Source organism: Burkholderia oklahomensis C6786 (assembly GCF_000959365.1).
Classification (GTDB): Bacteria; Pseudomonadota; Gammaproteobacteria; order Burkholderiales; family Burkholderiaceae; genus Burkholderia; species Burkholderia oklahomensis.
In genome coordinates this window covers 2,967,464-2,986,161 of the sequence record NZ_CP009556.1, presented here as the reverse complement: position 1 = coordinate 2,986,161, position 18,698 = coordinate 2,967,464, and the positions used below count along the sequence as shown (strand labels likewise).

Sequence of the window (18,698 nt, the reverse complement as noted above, 5' to 3'; positions counted from 1 at the left end):
CGAAAGGCCCCGAGGGCGAACATCATGAATCGATCTATCGAAGTCAACGGCCGCGTGTACCGGATGCCGGCCGAGCCGACCGTCGCCGTCTGCGTCGACGGCTGCGAGCATGCATACCTCGAAGAAGCCGCGAACGCGGGCGTCGCGCCGTTCATCGCGCGAATGCTGCGCGAAGGCTCGGCGTTCGACGCCGACTGCGTGATCCCGTCGTTCACGAACCCGAACAACCTGTCGATCGTGTGCGGCGCGCCGCCGTCGGTGCACGGCATCTGCGGCAACTTTTTCTGGGATCCTGACGCGCGGGACGGCGCGGGCGCCGCGGTGATGATGAACGATCCCGCGTACCTGCGCGCGGGCACGCTGCTTGCCGCCGCGGCGGACGCGGGCGCGCGGGTCGCGGTCGTCACGGCGAAGGACAAGCTGCGCCGGCTGCTCGGCTGGCGGATGCGCGGCGTGTGCTTCTCGGCGGAGAAGGCGAACCAGGCGAATCTCGGCGAGAACGGCATCGCCGACGTGCTCGACTTCGTCGGCCTGCCGTCGCCGGACGTATACAGCGCCGCGCTGTCGGAGTTCGTGCTCGCGGCGGGCGTGCGGCTCGCGCGGAACCGGCGCGCGGACCTGATGTACCTGTCGACGACCGACTACGTGCAGCACAAGTGCGCGCCGGGCAGCGACGGCGCGAACGCGTTCTACGCGATGATGGACCGCTACCTCGCGGCGCTCGACGCGCTCGGCTGGGTGATCGGCCTGACCGCGGATCACGGGATGAACGCGAAGCACGATCCGCGCACGGGCGAGCCGAACGTCGTCTATCTGCAGGACGCGCTCGACGCGTGGCTCGGGCCGCGCCGCGCGCGCGTGATCCTGCCGATCACCGATCCGTACGTCGTCCATCACGGCGCGCTCGGCTCGTTCGCGACGATCTATCTCGCGGATGGCGTCGATGCGGCCGCGGTCATCGGCCGCCTGCGCGAGCTCGACGGCATCGAGCTCGTGCTCGACAACGCGACGGCCGCCGAGCGCTTCGAACTGCCGGCCGACCGGATCGGCGACGTCGTCGTCGTGAGCCGGCGCGACGTCGCGCTCGGCACGCGCACGAGCGAGCACGACCTGTCCGGTTTGACGGTGCCGCTGCGCTCGCACGGCGGCTTGTCCGAGCAGCGCGTGCCGCTGCTGTTCAATCGCCGGATCGAGGGCGTCGAGCCGGGCCGCCGGCTGCGCAACTTCGATTTGTTCGATCTCGCGCTGAACCGGGGCGCGCAATGACGACGACGCTGCATCGCGATCACCCCGCGTTTCGCCGCGAGACGCTGCGCTGGTGCGGCGAGCGGGCGGCGCGCGCCCGCTCGCTCGACGTGTTCGATCCGTATTCGGGGGGGCGCGTCGGCACGGTGCCGCTCGCGTCGGTCGACGATGTGCGGCGCGCGTTCGACTACGCGGCCGCCTACCGGCCGACGCTGTCGCGCTACGAGCGCTCGCAGATCCTGGAGCGGGCGGCGGCGCGCTTGCGCGCGTGCGCGGAAGAAGCGTCGACGCTGATCTCGCTCGAATCGGGCCTGTCGAAGCAGGACTCGCGCTACGAGATCGGCCGCGTGGCGGACGTGTTCAAGTTCGCGTCGATCGAGGCGCTGCGCGACGACGCGCAGAGCTTCTCGTGCGATCTGACGCTGCACGGCACGTCGCGCCGCGTGTTCTCGCAGCGGCAGCCGCTCGACGGCGTGATCGTCGCGATCACGCCGTTCAATCATCCGATGAACCAGGTCGCGCACAAGATCGCGCCCGCGATCGCGACGAACAACCGCGTGATCGTGAAGCCGTCGGAAAAAGTGCCGCTGTCGGCGCTGTATCTCGCCGACGTGCTGTACGAAGCGGGCTTGCCCGAACCGATGCTGCAGGTGCTGACGGGCGATCCGCGCGAGATCGCCGACGAGCTGCTGACGCACCCGTGCGCGACGCTGATCACGTTCACGGGCGGTGTCGCGATCGGCAAGTACATCGCGGCGAAGGCGGGCTACCGGCGCATCGTGCTCGAGCTGGGCGGCAACGATCCGCTGATCGTGCTCGACGACGCGGACCCCGAGCGCGCGGCGACGCTCGCGGCGCAAGGCTCGTACGGGAACTCCGGGCAGCGCTGCACGGCGGTGAAGCGAATCCTCGTACAGAAGGGCGTCGCGCCGCGCTTCACGGAGCTGCTGGTCGAGAAGACGCGCGCGTGGTCGCACGGCGATCCGTTCGACCCGGCGAACCGGATGGGCACGGTGATCGACGACGCGGCGGCCGTGCTGTTCGAAGCGCGCGTCGACGAGGCGGTGTCGCAGGGCGCGCGCCTGCTGACGGGCAACGAGCGGCGCGGCGCGCTCTATGCGCCGACGGTGCTTGACCGCGTGGACGCGTCGATGACGCTCGTGCGCGAAGAGACGTTCGGGCCGGTATCGCCGATCATCGCGTTCGACACGATCGACGACGCGATCCGGATCGGCAACGGCACCGCGTTCGGTTTGTCGTCGGGCGTGTGCACGGACCGCGCGGACGCGATCGTGCGCTTCGTGAACGAGCTGAACGTCGGCACGGTGAACGTGTGGGAAGTGCCGGGCTACCGGCTCGAGCTGACGCCGTTCGGCGGGATCAAGGATTCGGGCTTGGGCTATAAGGAAGGGGTTCAGGAGGCGATGAAGAGCTTCACGAACCTGAAGACGTTCTCTTTGCCGTGGGCATGACGACATGGCGCTGACGCTCGACGACATTCGCGCGCTGTTCGATCGCCATGGCGACGTCGCATACAGCGGCGAACCGGTGACGCAGCGCGAGCACGCGCTGCAGAGCGCGCAGCTCGCTGAGGAGGCGGGCGCGGGCGACGCGCTGATTGCGGCGGCGCTGCTGCACGACTTGGGTCACCTGCTGAACCGCCAGGGAGAAACGCCGACTGCGCATGGCATCGACGACCTGCATCAATATTACGTGCTGCCGTTCCTGCGGCCGCTGCTTCCGGACGCGGTGCTGGAGCCGATCCGCCTGCACGTCGACGCGAAGCGCTGCCTCTGCGCGATCGACGCGTCGTATTACGAGCGCCTGTCCGCGGACTCGGTGCGCAGCTTGCGTCTGCAGGGTGGCGTGTTCTCCGGCGCCGAAGCAGAAACGTTCCTGCAGCGCCCGTACGCGGCAGACGCGATCCGCCTGCGCCGCTGGGACGATCACGCAAAGGTGGCCGGCAAGCCGACGCCGGATCTGGATCACTACATGCGCGCGGTCGAACGCATCGTCAAATAACGGTGGCTTTCCGTTCCCATATATAAAAAGGGCGCTCGCGCGGACACGCGCGAGCGCCCCGTTCCGAGCGCGCTTCGCGGGCGGGGAACGGGGGATGAAATTTCTTTCGTAAAGGGGCTTGCGCGAAAGCGGAATGGTGCCTAGAATCACGCCTCTTTCGCGGTAACGGTGACGGGACGCGAGAGGGGAAGCGGGAAGAAGATCCAGGCGGTGCGCGGCGAGGCGGTAAAAAAGTTGTTGACGCGCTGCGAATAAGTGATCATAATCTCATTTCTCTGCTGCAGACAACGCAGCGCTGCTGAGAAGGCGGTCCGAAGTAGGAAGTGCTTCTCGCAGATGTGCTCTTTAACAATGAACAGCCGATAAGTGTGGGCGCTTGATGGGGCGGACGATCTACGGATCGAAAGCGAAAGTATCAAGAGTCTCACACGAAAGTAAGTCAGGTTTGTGAAGCAATTCACGACCTGTCAGCTTTGAGTGAGCGACCGGTTGGAAACAACCGAAAACAGTAACAGGTTTGAACTGAAGAGTTTGATCCTGGCTCAGATTGAACGCTGGCGGCATGCCTTACACATGCAAGTCGAACGGCAGCACGGGTGCTTGCACCTGGTGGCGAGTGGCGAACGGGTGAGTAATACATCGGAACATGTCCTGTAGTGGGGGATAGCCCGGCGAAAGCCGGATTAATACCGCATACGATCTGAGGATGAAAGCGGGGGACCTTCGGGCCTCGCGCTATAGGGTTGGCCGATGGCTGATTAGCTAGTTGGTGGGGTAAAGGCCTACCAAGGCGACGATCAGTAGCTGGTCTGAGAGGACGACCAGCCACACTGGGACTGAGACACGGCCCAGACTCCTACGGGAGGCAGCAGTGGGGAATTTTGGACAATGGGCGCAAGCCTGATCCAGCAATGCCGCGTGTGTGAAGAAGGCCTTCGGGTTGTAAAGCACTTTTGTCCGGAAAGAAATCCTACCGACTAATACTGGGTGGGGATGACGGTACCGGAAGAATAAGCACCGGCTAACTACGTGCCAGCAGCCGCGGTAATACGTAGGGTGCGAGCGTTAATCGGAATTACTGGGCGTAAAGCGTGCGCAGGCGGTTTGTTAAGACCGATGTGAAATCCCCGGGCTCAACCTGGGAACTGCATTGGTGACTGGCAAGCTAGAGTATGGCAGAGGGGGGTAGAATTCCACGTGTAGCAGTGAAATGCGTAGAGATGTGGAGGAATACCGATGGCGAAGGCAGCCCCCTGGGCCAATACTGACGCTCATGCACGAAAGCGTGGGGAGCAAACAGGATTAGATACCCTGGTAGTCCACGCCCTAAACGATGTCAACTAGTTGTTGGGGATTCATTTCCTTAGTAACGTAGCTAACGCGTGAAGTTGACCGCCTGGGGAGTACGGTCGCAAGATTAAAACTCAAAGGAATTGACGGGGACCCGCACAAGCGGTGGATGATGTGGATTAATTCGATGCAACGCGAAAAACCTTACCTACCCTTGACATGGTCGGAATCCTGCTGAGAGGTGGGAGTGCTCGAAAGAGAACCGATACACAGGTGCTGCATGGCTGTCGTCAGCTCGTGTCGTGAGATGTTGGGTTAAGTCCCGCAACGAGCGCAACCCTTGTCCTTAGTTGCTACGCAAGAGCACTCTAAGGAGACTGCCGGTGACAAACCGGAGGAAGGTGGGGATGACGTCAAGTCCTCATGGCCCTTATGGGTAGGGCTTCACACGTCATACAATGGTCGGAACAGAGGGTCGCCAACCCGCGAGGGGGAGCCAATCCCAGAAAACCGATCGTAGTCCGGATTGCACTCTGCAACTCGAGTGCATGAAGCTGGAATCGCTAGTAATCGCGGATCAGCATGCCGCGGTGAATACGTTCCCGGGTCTTGTACACACCGCCCGTCACACCATGGGAGTGGGTTTTACCAGAAGTGGCTAGTCTAACCGCAAGGAGGACGGTCACCACGGTAGGATTCATGACTGGGGTGAAGTCGTAACAAGGTAGCCGTATCGGAAGGTGCGGCTGGATCACCTCCTTTCTCGAGCTTAACCGCTGCGTTGAGCGCTCACGCTTATCGGCTGTAAATTTAGGACAGGCTCAGGGGTCTGTAGCTCAGTCGGTTAGAGCACCGTCTTGATAAGGCGGGGGTCGTTGGTTCGAATCCAACCAGACCCACCAAGTTGTCTGGCGCAGGGAACCTGGGTGAAGTCTCGGTATGGGGGCATAGCTCAGCTGGGAGAGCACCTGCTTTGCAAGCAGGGGGTCGTCGGTTCGATCCCGTCTGCCTCCACCAATCTTCAATGGGAAGCGTTTGGATCACACGAAAGTGACGTGTGAGACGAGCATTTGCCATTGGCGATTGAGCCAGTCAGAGTGATATGAGTAACACCATATCGGCTGTCGTTCTTTAACAATCTGGAAGAAGCAAGTAATTTGGATAGCGGAAGCGTCTTGAGATGGACGTGGAAGTTATCCGGGTTGTGATTGTATCGAAGTATCTCAAGATGATTCGAACTTCATTGTTCGGCTCGATTTTGGAATACGGCACACACGTAGTGTGGGCTCCGCGTAAGTGCTAAAGCACTAACGCTGAGCGACACGCGAGAACTCAACCTGTAGCGACTGTCGAAGAGACAGACTCGTTATAGGGTCAAGCGAACAAGTGCATGTGGTGGATGCCTTGGCGATCACAGGCGATGAAGGACGCGGTAGCCTGCGAAAAGCTACGGGGAGCTGGCAAACGAGCTTTGATCCGTAGATGTCCGAATGGGGAAACCCACTCCGAATGGAGTATCCATAGCTGAATACATAGGCTATGTGAGGCGAACGCGGTGAACTGAAACATCTAAGTAACCGCAGGAAAAGAAATCAACCGAGATTCCCAAAGTAGTGGCGAGCGAAATGGGAAGAGCCTGTACTCTTTATTTGTATTGTTAGCCGAACGCTCTGGAAAGTGCGGCCATAGCAGGTGATAGCCCTGTAGGCGAAAACAGTATGAAAGAACTAGGTGTACGACAAGTAGGGCGGGACACGTGAAATCCTGTCTGAAGATGGGGGGACCATCCTCCAAGGCTAAATACTCGTGATCGACCGATAGTGAACCAGTACCGTGAGGGAAAGGCGAAAAGAACCCCGGGAGGGGAGTGAAATAGATCCTGAAACCGCATGCATACAAACAGTCGGAGCCTCGCAAGGGGTGACGGCGTACCTTTTGTATAATGGGTCAGCGACTTACGTTCAGTAGCAAGCTTAACCGAATAGGGCAGGCGTAGCGAAAGCGAGTCCGAATAGGGCGTTCAGTTGCTGGGCGTAGACCCGAAACCAAGTGATCTATCCATGGCCAGGATGAAGGTGCGGTAACACGTACTGGAGGTCCGAACCCACTAACGTTGAAAAGTTAGGGGATGAGCTGTGGATAGGGGTGAAAGGCTAAACAAACTTGGAAATAGCTGGTTCTCTCCGAAAACTATTTAGGTAGTGCCTCGTGTCTCACCTTCGGGGGTAGAGCACTGTCATGGTTGGGGGGTCTATTGCAGATTACCCCGCCATAGCAAACTCCGAATACCGAAGAGTGCAATCACGGGAGACAGACATCGGGTGCTAACGTCCGGTGTCAAGAGGGAAACAACCCAGACCGCCAGCTAAGGTCCCCAAATATAGCTAAGTGGGAAACGAAGTGGGAAGGCTAAAACAGTCAGGAGGTTGGCTTAGAAGCAGCCACCCTTTAAAGAAAGCGTAATAGCTCACTGATCGAGTCGTCCTGCGCGGAAGATGTAACGGGGCTAAGCTATATACCGAAGCTGCGGATGCGAGCTTTGCTCGCATGGTAGGAGAGCGTTCCGTAAGCCTGCGAAGGTGCGTTGAAAAGCGTGCTGGAGGTATCGGAAGTGCGAATGCTGACATGAGTAGCGATAAAGGGGGTGAAAGGCCCCCTCGCCGTAAGCCCAAGGTTTCCTACGCAACGTTCATCGGCGTAGGGTGAGTCGGCCCCTAAGGCGAGGCAGAAATGCGTAGCTGATGGGAAGCAGGTCAATATTCCTGCACCATTGTTAAATGCGATGGGGGGACGGATCGCGGAAGGTTGTCCGGGTGTTGGAAGTCCCGGTCGCTGCATTGGAGAAGGCACTTAGGCAAATCCGGGTGCGGAATTCAAGGGTGTGGCGCGAGCGACTTAGGTCGCGAAGCAATTGGAAGTGGTTCCAAGAAAAGCCTCTAAGCTTCAGTTTAACAATGACCGTACCGCAAACCGACACAGGTGGGCGAGATGAGTATTCTAAGGCGCTTGAGAGAACTCGGGAGAAGGAACTCGGCAAATTGGTACCGTAACTTCGGGATAAGGTACGCCCTGGTAGCTTGACCCCCCTGCGGGGGAAGGGTGAAGGGGTTGCAATAAACTGGTGGCTGCGACTGTTTAATAAAAACACAGCACTCTGCAAACACGAAAGTGGACGTATAGGGTGTGACGCCTGCCCGGTGCCGGAAGATTAAATGATGGGGTGCAAGCTCTTGATTGAAGTCCCGGTAAACGGCGGCCGTAACTATAACGGTCCTAAGGTAGCGAAATTCCTTGTCGGGTAAGTTCCGACCTGCACGAATGGCGTAACGATGGCCACACTGTCTCCTCCCGAGACTCAGCGAAGTTGAAGTGTTTGTGATGATGCAATCTACCCGCGGCTAGACGGAAAGACCCCATGAACCTTTACTGTAGCTTTGCATTGGACTTTGAACCGATCTGTGTAGGATAGGTGGGAGGCTATGAAACCGGAACGCTAGTTTCGGTGGAGCCGTCCTTGAAATACCACCCTGGTTTGTTTGAGGTTCTAACCTTGGCCCGTGATCCGGGTCGGGGACAGTGCATGGTAGGCAGTTTGACTGGGGCGGTCTCCTCCCAAAGCGTAACGGAGGAGTACGAAGGTACGCTAGGTACGGTCGGAAATCGTGCTGATAGTGCAATGGCATAAGCGTGCTTAACTGCGAGACCGACAAGTCGAGCAGGTGCGAAAGCAGGTCATAGTGATCCGGTGGTTCTGTATGGAAGGGCCATCGCTCAACGGATAAAAGGTACTCTGGGGATAACAGGCTGATACCGCCCAAGAGTTCATATCGACGGCGGTGTTTGGCACCTCGATGTCGGCTCATCTCATCCTGGGGCTGTAGCCGGTCCCAAGGGTATGGCTGTTCGCCATTTAAAGAGGTACGTGAGCTGGGTTTAAAACGTCGTGAGACAGTTTGGTCCCTATCTGCCGTGGGCGTTGGAAGTTTGAAGGGGGCTGCTCCTAGTACGAGAGGACCGGAGTGGACGAACCTCTGGTGTACCGGTTGTGACGCCAGTCGCATCGCCGGGTAGCTATGTTCGGAAGAGATAACCGCTGAAAGCATCTAAGCGGGAAACTCGCCTTAAGATGAGACTTCCCCGGGGACTTGATCCCCTTGAAGGGTCGTTCGAGACCAGGACGTTGATAGGTCGGGTGTGTAAGCGCAGTAATGCGTTCAGCTAACCGATACTAATTGCCCGTAAGGCTTGATCCTATAACAAGTCTGTTTCGACAGTCGTTAGCGCTTCAGCGCTTTACGAATGTCGAACGTCGAGTGCTTCACACTCGACGTACTGCGGTTGAAGTACCGCGTACGTGTGAGATACAACCTCACAACCCCAGGATTACTGCTTCTTCCCAGATTGGTCGCGTTGCGAAGCAGCGCGACAACCCTCTTTGCCTGATGACCATAGCGAGTCGGTCCCACCCCTTCCCATCCCGAACAGGACCGTGAAACGACTCTACGCCGATGATAGTGCGGATTGCCCGTGTGAAAGTAGGTAATCGTCAGGCTCCCCCTCTCAAAACCCCCGCCCTGTCAGGCGGGGGTTTTGTCTTTCTTGCGCTCGCATCACGCGGATGGCCTCGGCCTGCCGCCCACGACTCCCCCCCGCCACGCCGCCGGACAGCGCCCCTCTTCTTACCCAAGCTCCTGCTCCAGTCAGGCACCAACGTACGGCTTGGCCCGACACGGTAGCGCGCACCACTGACGTGACGTGCAATCGCACCGCGCTGACGTGGATCGACAGATTTGAAATCCGCCGTGAGGCGCGCGCCGATCCAGCCCTCTTCAAATTTGCCAGGTCACTTCCGGCCAGATCACATTTATCCCGCCTCGAACCAGTAGCTCGCTCAAGTACAGTTCCTGTGAACGGCATCGCGGGCATCGATTAAGTTTCAACTCAAGCCGTCGCCACCGGTCGCAAGTCAAGAGGATATTCCGAAGAACGCGCTAACATTTCACCCTTCAGTCCTATCTGGAGCAAACGGTGAACATCGGTGAAGCTGCCAAGGCGTCGGGTGTCAGTGCGAAGATGATCCGCTACTACGAAAGCGTGGGCCTTCTCGATCCGGCGGAACGGACCGATTCGGGATATCGCGTCTACCATGACGAAGAGATCCACTTGCTCCGTTTCATTCGGCAAGCGCGACGACTCGGATTTCTCGTCGACGACATTAGAAAGCTGCTCGCGCTCTGGCAAGATCGCTCGAGAGCGAGCGCGGAGGTCAAGGCGATTGCACTCGAGCACGTGACCGAGCTTGACGGCCGGATCGCCGAGCTTACCGAAATGCGGAACACGCTTGCGAACCTCGCCGCCCATTGCAGCGGAGATGATCGTCCGGACTGCCCCATTTTGGAGCGATTGGCTGATCCTTGTTGCGACCCAAAATAGTGCATGCAACTACGAGCTCTTGCGCCGCACGTCGCGCAAGTTGCCCAAAAAATCAGATGTTTAAGTTGGAATTGTTTGATCTATTCCAAATTGGCATGCATCACATTCGAGCATTTCACTGGCAAGTTGGTGCAATCGGGCTATAATCGCGTTAACCCTATAAGGGATATCCCTGACATCGATTCACCAGGGGATCTCAATCTTCCTTGGAGAGCCAACATGTTTGCCTACATCATCGAAAAGCTGAGCAACTGGTTTGAAGCAGCAGAACGGGACCGCCGTGAAGCCTATCTGGCTTCGTCGAGCGATATCGTCCAGCTCGAGCAGCGCATCCGTTCGCTGGAAACCAACGGCTACTCGCTGTAAATCGGAGCGGTAAAAGCCGCACTGCGCGCCCAGTGCGCAAGCAAAGGAAAGCCCCGTATTGACGGGGCTTTGTCTTTTCGTAAGCTGGAAACGTCCACCGCGGGACATCGCGGGCGGTGGGAATATAACCAAGTGTCGTCTGAAATGGGGGCCGGATGAGAGTCGCCAATCGCTTCTTCTGCTTTGCGACGAGTTGCGTCGCACTATGCGGTATCACGGTGCCTGCGGTCGCTGGGACAAACGGCGCGCCGCTGATCCTGGATACGCAAAGCGGGATTCACGACGGCAAGAGCGGCATCGTGCTGCAAAACGCGCCACTCTCACGTGCCCCGATCGCTGCGCCGGCGCAACCTGCTCCGATGACGGGGCTGCCTCCCGACTCGACTACGCCGATGGTCGTCGTCCCGTATATCGAAGTGCCCAATCCGGCGGTGCCGCTGAAGGCGCCCCAGCCGCGTCAATAGGCCACTACGCCGGCGTCAGCTGCCGCGGTGCTCGATCGTGAACTTCGCGCCGCTGTCCTGGCCAAGCGCTTCAACGAGGTACGGGAGCGTATCTTTCATTGCGTCAATCAGCGTGTACGGCGGGTTCAGGATGAACATCCCGCTGCCGAAGAGTCCATAACCATCCGATGGAGGCTGGCTCACGGTCAAGCTCAGATGCAGCCAGTTGTTCGGTTGCAGCCCTTTCAGATGATCGGGGAATTTCTGCGATTCGGGGCGGCTCACCTGCGGATACCAGATTGCATAGCATCCCGTTGCAAATCGCTTCAGGCTTTCTTCGACGCAGATGAGCGTCTTGGCGTAATCGCGCTTGTCCTCGTATGACGGGTCGATCAACACGAGCGCGCGTCGTGGCGGCGGAGGCAGCAACGCCTTGATGCCTTCGAATCCATCGCCCGCATAGATCATCGCGCGCCGTCCCGCATCGCGAAAATTGTGGCGCAGCACGTCGATTTCGGTGCTGTGAAGCTCGAACAGGCGCATCCGATCCTGTTCGCGCATCAGCCGCCATGCGAGATAAGGGGAGCCCGGGTAGTAGCGCAACTCGCCGTCGCTGTTCAGCGCCCTGACTTCGTCGACATAGTCGGAAAGCGCCTCGGGAAGATCCGTCGCGTCCCAGATTTTCTCGATCCCCGTGCCGAATTCGCCGGTTTTTGCCGCATACCCGTCGAACAGCGAGTAGACGCCAGCGCCTGCGTGCGTATCGATGTACCAATACGACTTGTCTTTCTTATTCAAATAACGCAGCAACTGCACGACGACGGCGTGCTTGAGGACGTCCGCATGATTGCCGGCGTGAAAGCCGTGACGATAGCTGAGCATGGTGAGAGAAATACGGAGCGGTACGTGGAAATCGGTCGAGCGACAATGCGCGCGAGCCATGCTGCCAGACTCGTGGGCATGGCTGGCCGATGCGGTCGCGTATTGTACGCGAGTATGCCGTGCGGCCTGCCGCACGGCTACTGATAGGCATCGCCGACGATCTGCTCGATTCGCTGCTTCACGTCCGGCGCGAGCTTCGCCGCAACGTCGAGCGAGCGCATGTTCTCGACGATCTGCTCGACGCGCGACGCGCCCGTGATCACCGTGCTGACGCGTGGGTTCTTCAGCACCCAGGCGAGTGCGAGCTGGCCGACGGTGCAACCGAGCTCGTTCGCGACGTCGCTGAGCTCATCGACGATGTTGTTCTTAGCCGGGTCCGTCAATTGCTCGCGTAGCCAGTCATAGCCGTGGATCTCCGCCCGGCTGCCGGCCGGGATGCCGTGCCGGTATTTCCCGGTCAACAGCCCCGATGCGAGCGGACTCCAGGTCGTGAGTCCCATTCCGAAATCTTCATAGAGGCGCTTGTATTCCTGCTCGACGCGCTTGCGATGAAACAGGTTGTATTGCGGCTGTTCCATCGCCGGCTTGCGCAGATGATGCCGTTCGGCGATTTCGTATGCGGCGCGGATCTCGTCGGCGCTCCACTCCGACGTGCCCCAGTAGAGCGCCTTGCCGCGCGCGATGATGTCGCTCATCGCCCATACGGTTTCCTCGATCGGCGTGTTCGGGTCAGGGCGGTGGCAGAACACGAGATCGACGTAGTCGAGCTGCAGACGCTGCAGCGAGGCGTCGATCGCCTGCAGCAGGTATTTGCGGTTGAGGGTGTGGTACTGATTCGGCGCTTCCGCAAGCCCCCAGAAGAACTTCGTCGAGACCACATAGCTGATGCGCGGCCAGCCAAGCGATTTCAGCGCGTGCCCCATGATTTCCTCGGATTTGCCGCCTGCATATACTTCGGCGTTGTCGAAGAAATTGACGCCGGCATCATGCGCGGCGGCCAGCGATTCTCGAGCGGCACGGCGATCGACCTGGTTGCCGTAGGTGACCCATGACCCGATCGACAGTTCGCTGACCTGCAATCCAGAACGTCCCAGCCTCCGGTAGTTCATATCGCCTCCGATCGAGCGTGACCGACAACAAGCTTAGCCTGTTTGACCGCGATGCGCGGTCTCGTTCATGCACAATAGCGATGTCGGCTGCGGCGCGACAGCCGACCATTCGGCCTATGCCGTCCGGTTGACTGGGCAGATGCCGGACGCGATGCTTTCATTGACTTAACTGATGGAGACTTGGGGAATGACTTCGAATTTGAACGGGAAAGCGGCGATCGTGACGGGCGCAGCAAGCGGCATCGGCAAGGAAATCGCGCTGGAGCTCGCGCGCGCGGGCGCCGCGGTCGCGATCGCCGATCTGAATCAGGACGGCGCGAACGCGGTCGCCGAGCAGATCGAGCAGGCGGGCGGCAAGGCGATCGGCGTGGCGATGGACGTGACGAACGAGGACGCGGTCAACCGCGGCATCGACAAGGTGGCGGAAACGTTCGGCTCGGTCGACATCCTGGTGTCGAACGCGGGCATCCAGATCGTCAATCCGATCGAAAACTACTCGTTCGCCGACTGGAAGAAGATGCAGGCGATTCACGTCGACGGCGCGTTCCTGACGACGAAGGCCGCGCTCAAGCACATGTACCAGGACGATCGCGGCGGCGTCGTGATCTACATGGGCTCGGTGCATTCGCACGAGGCGTCGCCGCTGAAGTCGGCGTACGTGACGGCGAAGCACGGGCTGCTGGGTCTCGCGCGCGTGCTGGCGAAGGAAGGCGCGAAGCACAACGTGCGCTCGCACGTCGTGTGTCCGGGCTTCGTGCGCACGCCGCTCGTCGACAAGCAGATTCCGGAGCAGGCGAAGGAGCTCGGGATCAGCGAAGAGGAAGTCGTGAAGAAGGTGATGCTCGGCAATACGGTCGACGGCGTGTTCACGACCGTCGAGGACGTCGCGAAGACGGTGCTGTTTCTATCGGCGTTTCCGAGCGCGGCGCTGACCGGCCAGTCGTTCATCGTCAGCCACGGCTGGTTCATGCAGTAAGAGAGCCAGGCGAGCGCCGGCCCCGCAGCATCGTCTCGCCTCGTCTTGACCCTTGACCGTTCGGCCGCCCGAAGTCGGCGAGGCCCGTGCAGTTCACGAACATAAAAAACGCGCCCCATCCGGAGCGCGTCCTTGTTCCAGCAGCGTAGCGCTGCGGCAGCTCAAAGGCCGCAGCGCCGGCGTCCGGCTTACTTCAGCACGACGGCGATTGCGTTTGCCACGACGTCGATATTGCGCGTGTTGAGCGCCGCGACGCAGATCCGGCCGGTGCTCACCGCATAGATGCCGAACTCTTCACGCAGGCGGTCGACTTGCGCCGACGTCAGGCCCGAGTACGAGAACATGCCGCGTTGCGCGTTGATGAAGCCGAAGTCGCGCTCGATGCCGGCCGCCTTCAGGCGCTCGACGAGGCCATTGCGCATCGCGCGGATGCGATCGCGCATTTCGCCGAGCTCCTGCACCCACGAGGCGCGCAGTTCGGGCGAGGCGAGCACCGCCGCGACGATCGCGCCGCCGTGCGTCGGCGGGTTCGAGTAGTTCGTGCGGATCACGCGCTTCAATTGCGACAGCACGCGTGCGGCTTCGTCCTTGCTGTCGGTAATGATCGACAGCGCGCCGACACGCTCGCCGTACAGCGAGAACGACTTCGAGAACGACGACGACACGAACACGTTCAGATCCGCCGCCGCGAAGAGGCGCACCGCGGCCGCGTCGGCCTCGATGCTCTCGCCGAAGCCCTGATAAGCGATGTCGAGGAACGGCACGAGCTTGCGCGCCTTCACGACTTCGACGACCTGCGCCCATTGCGCTTCGTTCAGGTCGACGCCCGTCGGGTTGTGGCAGCACGCGTGCAGCACGACGATCGTGCCCGGCTCGTAGCTGTCGAGCGCGGCCAGCATGCCGTCGAAGTTGACGCCGTTCGTCTTCGCGTCGTAGTACGGGTACGCGACGACCTCGAAGCCGGCCGTTTCGAACAGCGCGCGGTGGTTTTCCCAGCTCGGATCGCTGATGGCGACCTTTGCCTTCGGGTTCAGCGTGCGAAGGAAGTCCGCGCCGATCTTCAGCGCGCCCGTGCCGCCGAGCGCCTGCGCCGTCACGACGCGGCCGGCCGCGATCAGCGGCGAATCGTCGCCGAGCAGCAGCTTCTGCACGGCGGTGTCATAGGCGGCGATCCCGTCGATCGGCAGGTAGCCGCGCGGCAGGCCGGCTTCGACCCGCGCCTTTTCCGCGTCGCGCACCGCGCGCAGCAGCGGAATCTTGCCGTCTTCGTTGGTGTAGACGCCGACGCCGAGATTCACCTTGGTCGGGCGCGCATCGGCGTTGAAGGCTTCGTTCAGGCCCAGGATCGGGTCGCGGGGGGCAAGTTCGACAGCGGAGAAGAGCGACATGATTGATTCGCAGCAGTTGTGAAAAGAGGGTCAGCTTCGGGGTGCCGATGCGGGCCGGCGGGCCGTGCGGCGAAGCGCGGCAAAGGGCGGCGGCTCGGCGCGAAAAGCGAAGCGCAGCAACTCGTCATTGTAGCGAATTCGACGTCTCCGTTCGGCCAATGTCTCGGGCGCGGCCGCGGTTTTTTGCGCATCCGGCCGCCGGATCGCGAGCGGAGCGGGGCGGAGCCGGCCGAACGTCGAAGCGCTAGAATGCTCCTTTGCTCCGTTTCGGCTCGCCGCCTCGCATCCACATGTCCGAACATCATCCCGACACCCGCGACGATCTCGACGAATCGAAATTCGTGACGTTCGACGGATCGCCGTTCCAGCTGTACCAGCCGTATCCGCCCGCGGGCGACCAGCCGACCGCGATCACGACGCTGGTCGAAGGCGTCGAGGACGGCCTTTCGTTCCAGACGCTGCTTGGCGTGACGGGCTCGGGCAAGACCTACACGATGGCGAACGCGATTGCGCGGCTCGGCCGCCCGGCGATCGTGTTTGCGCCGAACAAGACGCTCGCCGCGCAGCTCTACTCGGAATTCCGCGAATTTTTCCCGCGCAACGCGGTCGAGTACTTCGTGTCGTACTACGACTACTACCAGCCGGAAGCGTACGTGCCGCAGCGCGATCTCTTCATCGAAAAGGATTCGTCGATCAACGAGCACATCGAGCAGATGCGGCTGTCGGCGACGAAGAGCCTGATGGAGCGTCGCGACGTCGTGATCGTCGCGACGGTGTCGGCGATCTACGGTATCGGCAATCCGTCCGAGTATCACCAGATGATCCTGACGCTGCGCCTGGGCGACAAGATCGGCCAGCGCGAAGTGATCGCGCGGCTGATCGCGATGCAGTACACGCGCAACGAGCAGGACTTCCAGCGCGGCACGTTCCGCGTGCGAGGCGACACGATCGATATCTTCCCGGCCGAACACGCGGAGATGGCGGTGCGCGTCGAGCTGTTCGACGACGAAGTCGATTCTCTGCATCTGTTCGATCCGTTGACGGGCCGCGTGCGGCAGAAGATCCCGCGCTTCACCGTCTATCCGTCGTCGCACTACGTGACGCCGCGCGAAACCGTGATGCGCGCCGTCGAGACGATCAAGGAGGAGCTGCGCGAGCGTCTCGAGTTCTTCCATCGCGAGGGCAAGCTCGTCGAGGCGCAGCGGCTCGAGCAGCGCACCCGCTTCGACCTCGAAATGCTGCAGGAGCTCGGCTTCTGCAAGGGCATCGAGAACTATTCGCGGCACTTCTCCGGGGCGGCGCCGGGCGAACCGCCGCCGACGCTCGTCGACTACCTGCCATCCGACGCGCTGATGCTGCTCGACGAATCGCACGTGCTGATCGGCCAGCTGAACGGAATGTACAACGGCGACCGCGCGCGCAAGGAGAATCTCGTCGATTACGGTTTCCGGCTGCCGTCGGCGCTCGACAACCGGCCGCTCAAGTTCCCCGAGTTCGAGCGCAAGATGCGCCAGGTGGTGTTCGTGTCGGCGACGCCCGCCGATTACGAGCAGCGCGTGTCCGGCCAGACCGCCGAGCAGGTCGTGCGGCCGACGGGGCTCGTCGATCCGGCGATCGAGGTGCGGCCGGCGAGCACGCAGGTCGACGACGTGCTGTCCGAGATCACCGAGCGCGTGAAGGCGGACGAGCGCGTGCTGATCACCGTGCTGACGAAGCGGATGGCCGAGCAGCTGACCGAATTCCTCGCCGACCACGGGGTCAAGGTTCGCTATCTGCACAGCGACATCGACACGGTCGAGCGGGTCGAGATCATCCGCGACCTGCGGCTCGGCACGTTCGACGTGCTGGTCGGGATCAACCTGCTGCGCGAGGGCCTCGACATTCCGGAAGTGTCGCTCGTCGCGATCCTCGATGCGGACAAGGAAGGCTTTCTGCGCGCCGAGCGCTCGCTGATCCAGACGATCGGCCGCGCGGCGCGCAACGTGAACGGCAAGGCGATCCTGTACGCGGACCGGATCACCGATTCGATGCGCCGCGCGATCGACGAGACCGAGCGCCGCCGCGCGAAGCAGATCGCGTTCAACGAGCAGATGGGCATTACGCCGCGCGGCGTCGTGAAGCGGATCAAGGACATCATCGACGGCGTCTACAACGCCGACGAAGCGCGCGCCGAGCTGAAGGAGGCGCAGCAGCGCGCGAAGTTCGAGGACATGTCCGAGAAGCAGATCGCGAAGGAAATCAAGCGGCTCGAGAAGCAGATGGCCGATTACGCGAAGAATCTCGAGTTCGAAAAAGCCGCGCAGACGCGCGACCAGCTCGCGCTGCTGCGCGAGCGTGTGTTCGGGGCGAATGTCGGCGATCACGTGAGCGGGGTCGAGTGACGTTCCGCGGCGCCCCGCCGCATCCGTTAATCTCGCTGTAAGCCTTGTCGGATCAGGGGTTTAGCGGCACATCCATTTGTTTCGGAAGCGGTTCGGTGCTAAACTTGCGCCTGTATTGAGAATAGTTCGCATTAGCGTTCTTCATCGCTTTTTTGTCTCTCCCTCCGGGTTTCCGGTCCGCGCGGGCGGGACATGTGTCACGAAATAAAAACAGGAGTGTCAATGTCGCGTTCTTCCTTTGTTCGCAGCGGTGTCGCATTGGCGGCCGCGTGCGCTGCGCTGTCGGCGACGGCGGCCGAATACCCGATCGGCAAGCACCAGATTCAAGGCGGGATGGAAATCGGCGCGGTGTACCTGCAGCCGATCACGATGGATCCGGAAGGCATGATGCGCAAGGCGTCGGATTCGGACGTCCACCTCGAGGCCGACATCCACGCGGTCAAGAACAATCCGACCGGCTTCGCCGAGGGCGACTGGATGCCGTATCTGCAAGTCGCGTACAAGCTGACGAAGCAGGGCGACGCGAAGTGGAAGGCCGAAGGCGATCTGATGGGCATGGTCGCGAGCGACGGTCCGCACTACGGCGACAACGTGAAGCTGAACGGCCCGGGCAAGTATCACCTGACGCTCGTCGTGAAGCCGCCGATGCAGACGGGCCACATGGCGTTCGGCCGTCACGTCGACAAGGAAACCGGTGTCGGCCAATGGTTCAAGCCGATCACGCTCGAATACGATTTCCCGTTCGCCGGCATCGGCAAGAAGGGCGGGTACTGATCGTCAAAGTGGCAAACGGACGGCGCGCGACGAGCGCGCCGTCTCTTTAGAGAAATACGATGAAATTCCCCAGAGTATTCGCATTCGCCGCCGCGATCGTCGTCGCAGGCGCCGCGCACGCGGCCGATCTGCCGACCTTCAAGCTCGAGATGGCGGACGGCAAGCTCAATCCGGCGCGCATCGAAGTGCCGGCCGGCCAGCGTATCAAGATCCAGATTCGCAATACGGGCAAGGGCGCCGTCGAGTTCGAGAGCGTGCAGCTTCGCAAGGAGAAGGTGCTCGCGCCGGGCGGCGAATCGTTCGTCGTGATCGCGCCGCTGTCGCCGGGCGAATACAAGTTTTTCGACGATTTCCACCAGCAGGCGCAGGGCGTCATCGTCGCGAAGTAA

The 18,698-nt window shown here is 61.0% G+C and carries 13 protein-coding genes, 2 tRNA genes and 3 rRNA genes; 15 read left to right on the top strand and 3 right to left on the bottom strand.

The features are described 5' to 3' along the window. The first annotated feature begins 24 nt into the window (after window positions 1–24). From phnA to BG90_RS31320, 11 genes are all read left to right on the top strand, one after another. Window positions 25–1,266, top strand: a complete 1,242-nt coding sequence (gene phnA / locus BG90_RS30805) for a phosphonoacetate hydrolase (RefSeq protein ID WP_010117976.1) — start codon at window positions 25–27, stop codon at window positions 1,264–1,266. After that, a complete protein-coding gene (gene phnY / locus BG90_RS30800) occupies window positions 1,263–2,717 on the top strand; it encodes a phosphonoacetaldehyde dehydrogenase (RefSeq protein ID WP_010117977.1) in 1,455 nt (484 codons plus the stop codon). The genes phnA and phnY overlap by 4 nt, the downstream gene beginning before the upstream one ends. A gap of 4 nt (window positions 2,718–2,721) precedes the next feature. Continuing rightward, on the top strand, window positions 2,722–3,267 hold the full coding sequence (locus BG90_RS30795; protein ID WP_010117979.1) for a phosphonate degradation HD-domain oxygenase: 546 nt from the start codon (window positions 2,722–2,724) through the stop codon (window positions 3,265–3,267). Between the two features lie 519 nt (window positions 3,268–3,786). After that, window positions 3,787–5,319, top strand: a 16S ribosomal RNA gene (locus BG90_RS30790). A gap of 63 nt (window positions 5,320–5,382) precedes the next feature. Continuing rightward, window positions 5,383–5,459: transfer RNA gene (locus BG90_RS30785), tRNA-Ile, on the top strand. A gap of 39 nt (window positions 5,460–5,498) precedes the next feature. Beyond that, a tRNA-Ala gene (locus BG90_RS30780) sits at window positions 5,499–5,574 on the top strand. Window positions 5,575–5,929: 355 nt separating this feature from the next. After that, window positions 5,930–8,810: ribosomal RNA gene (locus tag BG90_RS30775) — 23S ribosomal RNA — on the top strand. A gap of 185 nt (window positions 8,811–8,995) precedes the next feature. Beyond that, a 5S ribosomal RNA gene (gene rrf / locus BG90_RS30770) occupies window positions 8,996–9,109 on the top strand. The 16S, 23S and 5S rRNA genes sit together here with 2 tRNA genes alongside, the layout of an rRNA operon. A 476-nt stretch (window positions 9,110–9,585) precedes the next feature. Continuing rightward, the gene (gene cueR, locus BG90_RS30765; protein ID WP_010111105.1) at window positions 9,586–9,990 is read left to right on the top strand and encodes a Cu(I)-responsive transcriptional regulator; all 405 of its coding nucleotides are present in this window, start codon (window positions 9,586–9,588) and stop codon (window positions 9,988–9,990) included. 219 nt (window positions 9,991–10,209) lie between these two features. Then, window positions 10,210–10,356: a DUF3563 family protein gene (locus BG90_RS34385; protein WP_009893974.1), complete on the top strand. Its 147-nt coding sequence runs from the start codon at window positions 10,210–10,212 to the stop codon at window positions 10,354–10,356. Window positions 10,357–10,511: 155 nt separating this feature from the next. Next, entirely contained in the window at window positions 10,512–10,820 is a 309-nt protein-coding gene (locus tag BG90_RS31320) for a hypothetical protein (RefSeq protein WP_010111111.1), read from the top strand. 15 nt (window positions 10,821–10,835) lie between these two features. On the opposite strand, the gene BG90_RS30760 is transcribed toward BG90_RS31320, so the two are convergent. Next, a complete protein-coding gene (locus tag BG90_RS30760) occupies window positions 10,836–11,681 on the bottom strand; it encodes a 23S rRNA (adenine(2030)-N(6))-methyltransferase RlmJ (RefSeq protein WP_010111114.1) in 846 nt (281 codons plus the stop codon). A 137-nt stretch (window positions 11,682–11,818) separates the two neighbouring features. Further along, complete coding sequence (locus tag BG90_RS30755; RefSeq protein ID WP_010117982.1) at window positions 11,819–12,790, bottom strand: potassium channel beta subunit family protein; 972 nt, start codon at window positions 12,788–12,790, stop codon at window positions 11,819–11,821. A 187-nt stretch (window positions 12,791–12,977) separates the two neighbouring features. On the opposite strand from BG90_RS30755, the gene BG90_RS30750 reads away from it, so the two are divergent. Beyond that, the gene (locus BG90_RS30750; protein ID WP_041281912.1) at window positions 12,978–13,766 is read left to right on the top strand and encodes a 3-hydroxybutyrate dehydrogenase; all 789 of its coding nucleotides are present in this window, start codon (window positions 12,978–12,980) and stop codon (window positions 13,764–13,766) included. 188 nt (window positions 13,767–13,954) lie between these two features. On the opposite strand, the gene BG90_RS30745 is transcribed toward BG90_RS30750, so the two are convergent. Then, window positions 13,955–15,154, bottom strand: a complete 1,200-nt coding sequence (locus tag BG90_RS30745) for an amino acid aminotransferase (protein ID WP_010117985.1) — start codon at window positions 15,152–15,154, stop codon at window positions 13,955–13,957. A gap of 290 nt (window positions 15,155–15,444) precedes the next feature. Between BG90_RS30745 and uvrB the strand changes: the two genes are divergently transcribed. The 3 genes from uvrB to BG90_RS30730 all read left to right on the top strand — a co-directional run bounded on the left by uvrB (window position 15,445) and on the right by BG90_RS30730 (window position 18,698). After that, a complete protein-coding gene (uvrB, locus tag BG90_RS30740) occupies window positions 15,445–17,535 on the top strand; it encodes an excinuclease ABC subunit UvrB (RefSeq protein ID WP_010117986.1) in 2,091 nt (696 codons plus the stop codon). 222 nt (window positions 17,536–17,757) lie between these two features. Beyond that, entirely contained in the window at window positions 17,758–18,309 is a 552-nt protein-coding gene (locus BG90_RS30735) for an iron transporter (protein ID WP_025990134.1), read from the top strand. 59 nt (window positions 18,310–18,368) lie between these two features. Beyond that, the gene (locus BG90_RS30730; protein ID WP_010107905.1) at window positions 18,369–18,698 is read left to right on the top strand and encodes a cupredoxin domain-containing protein; all 330 of its coding nucleotides are present in this window, start codon (window positions 18,369–18,371) and stop codon (window positions 18,696–18,698) included.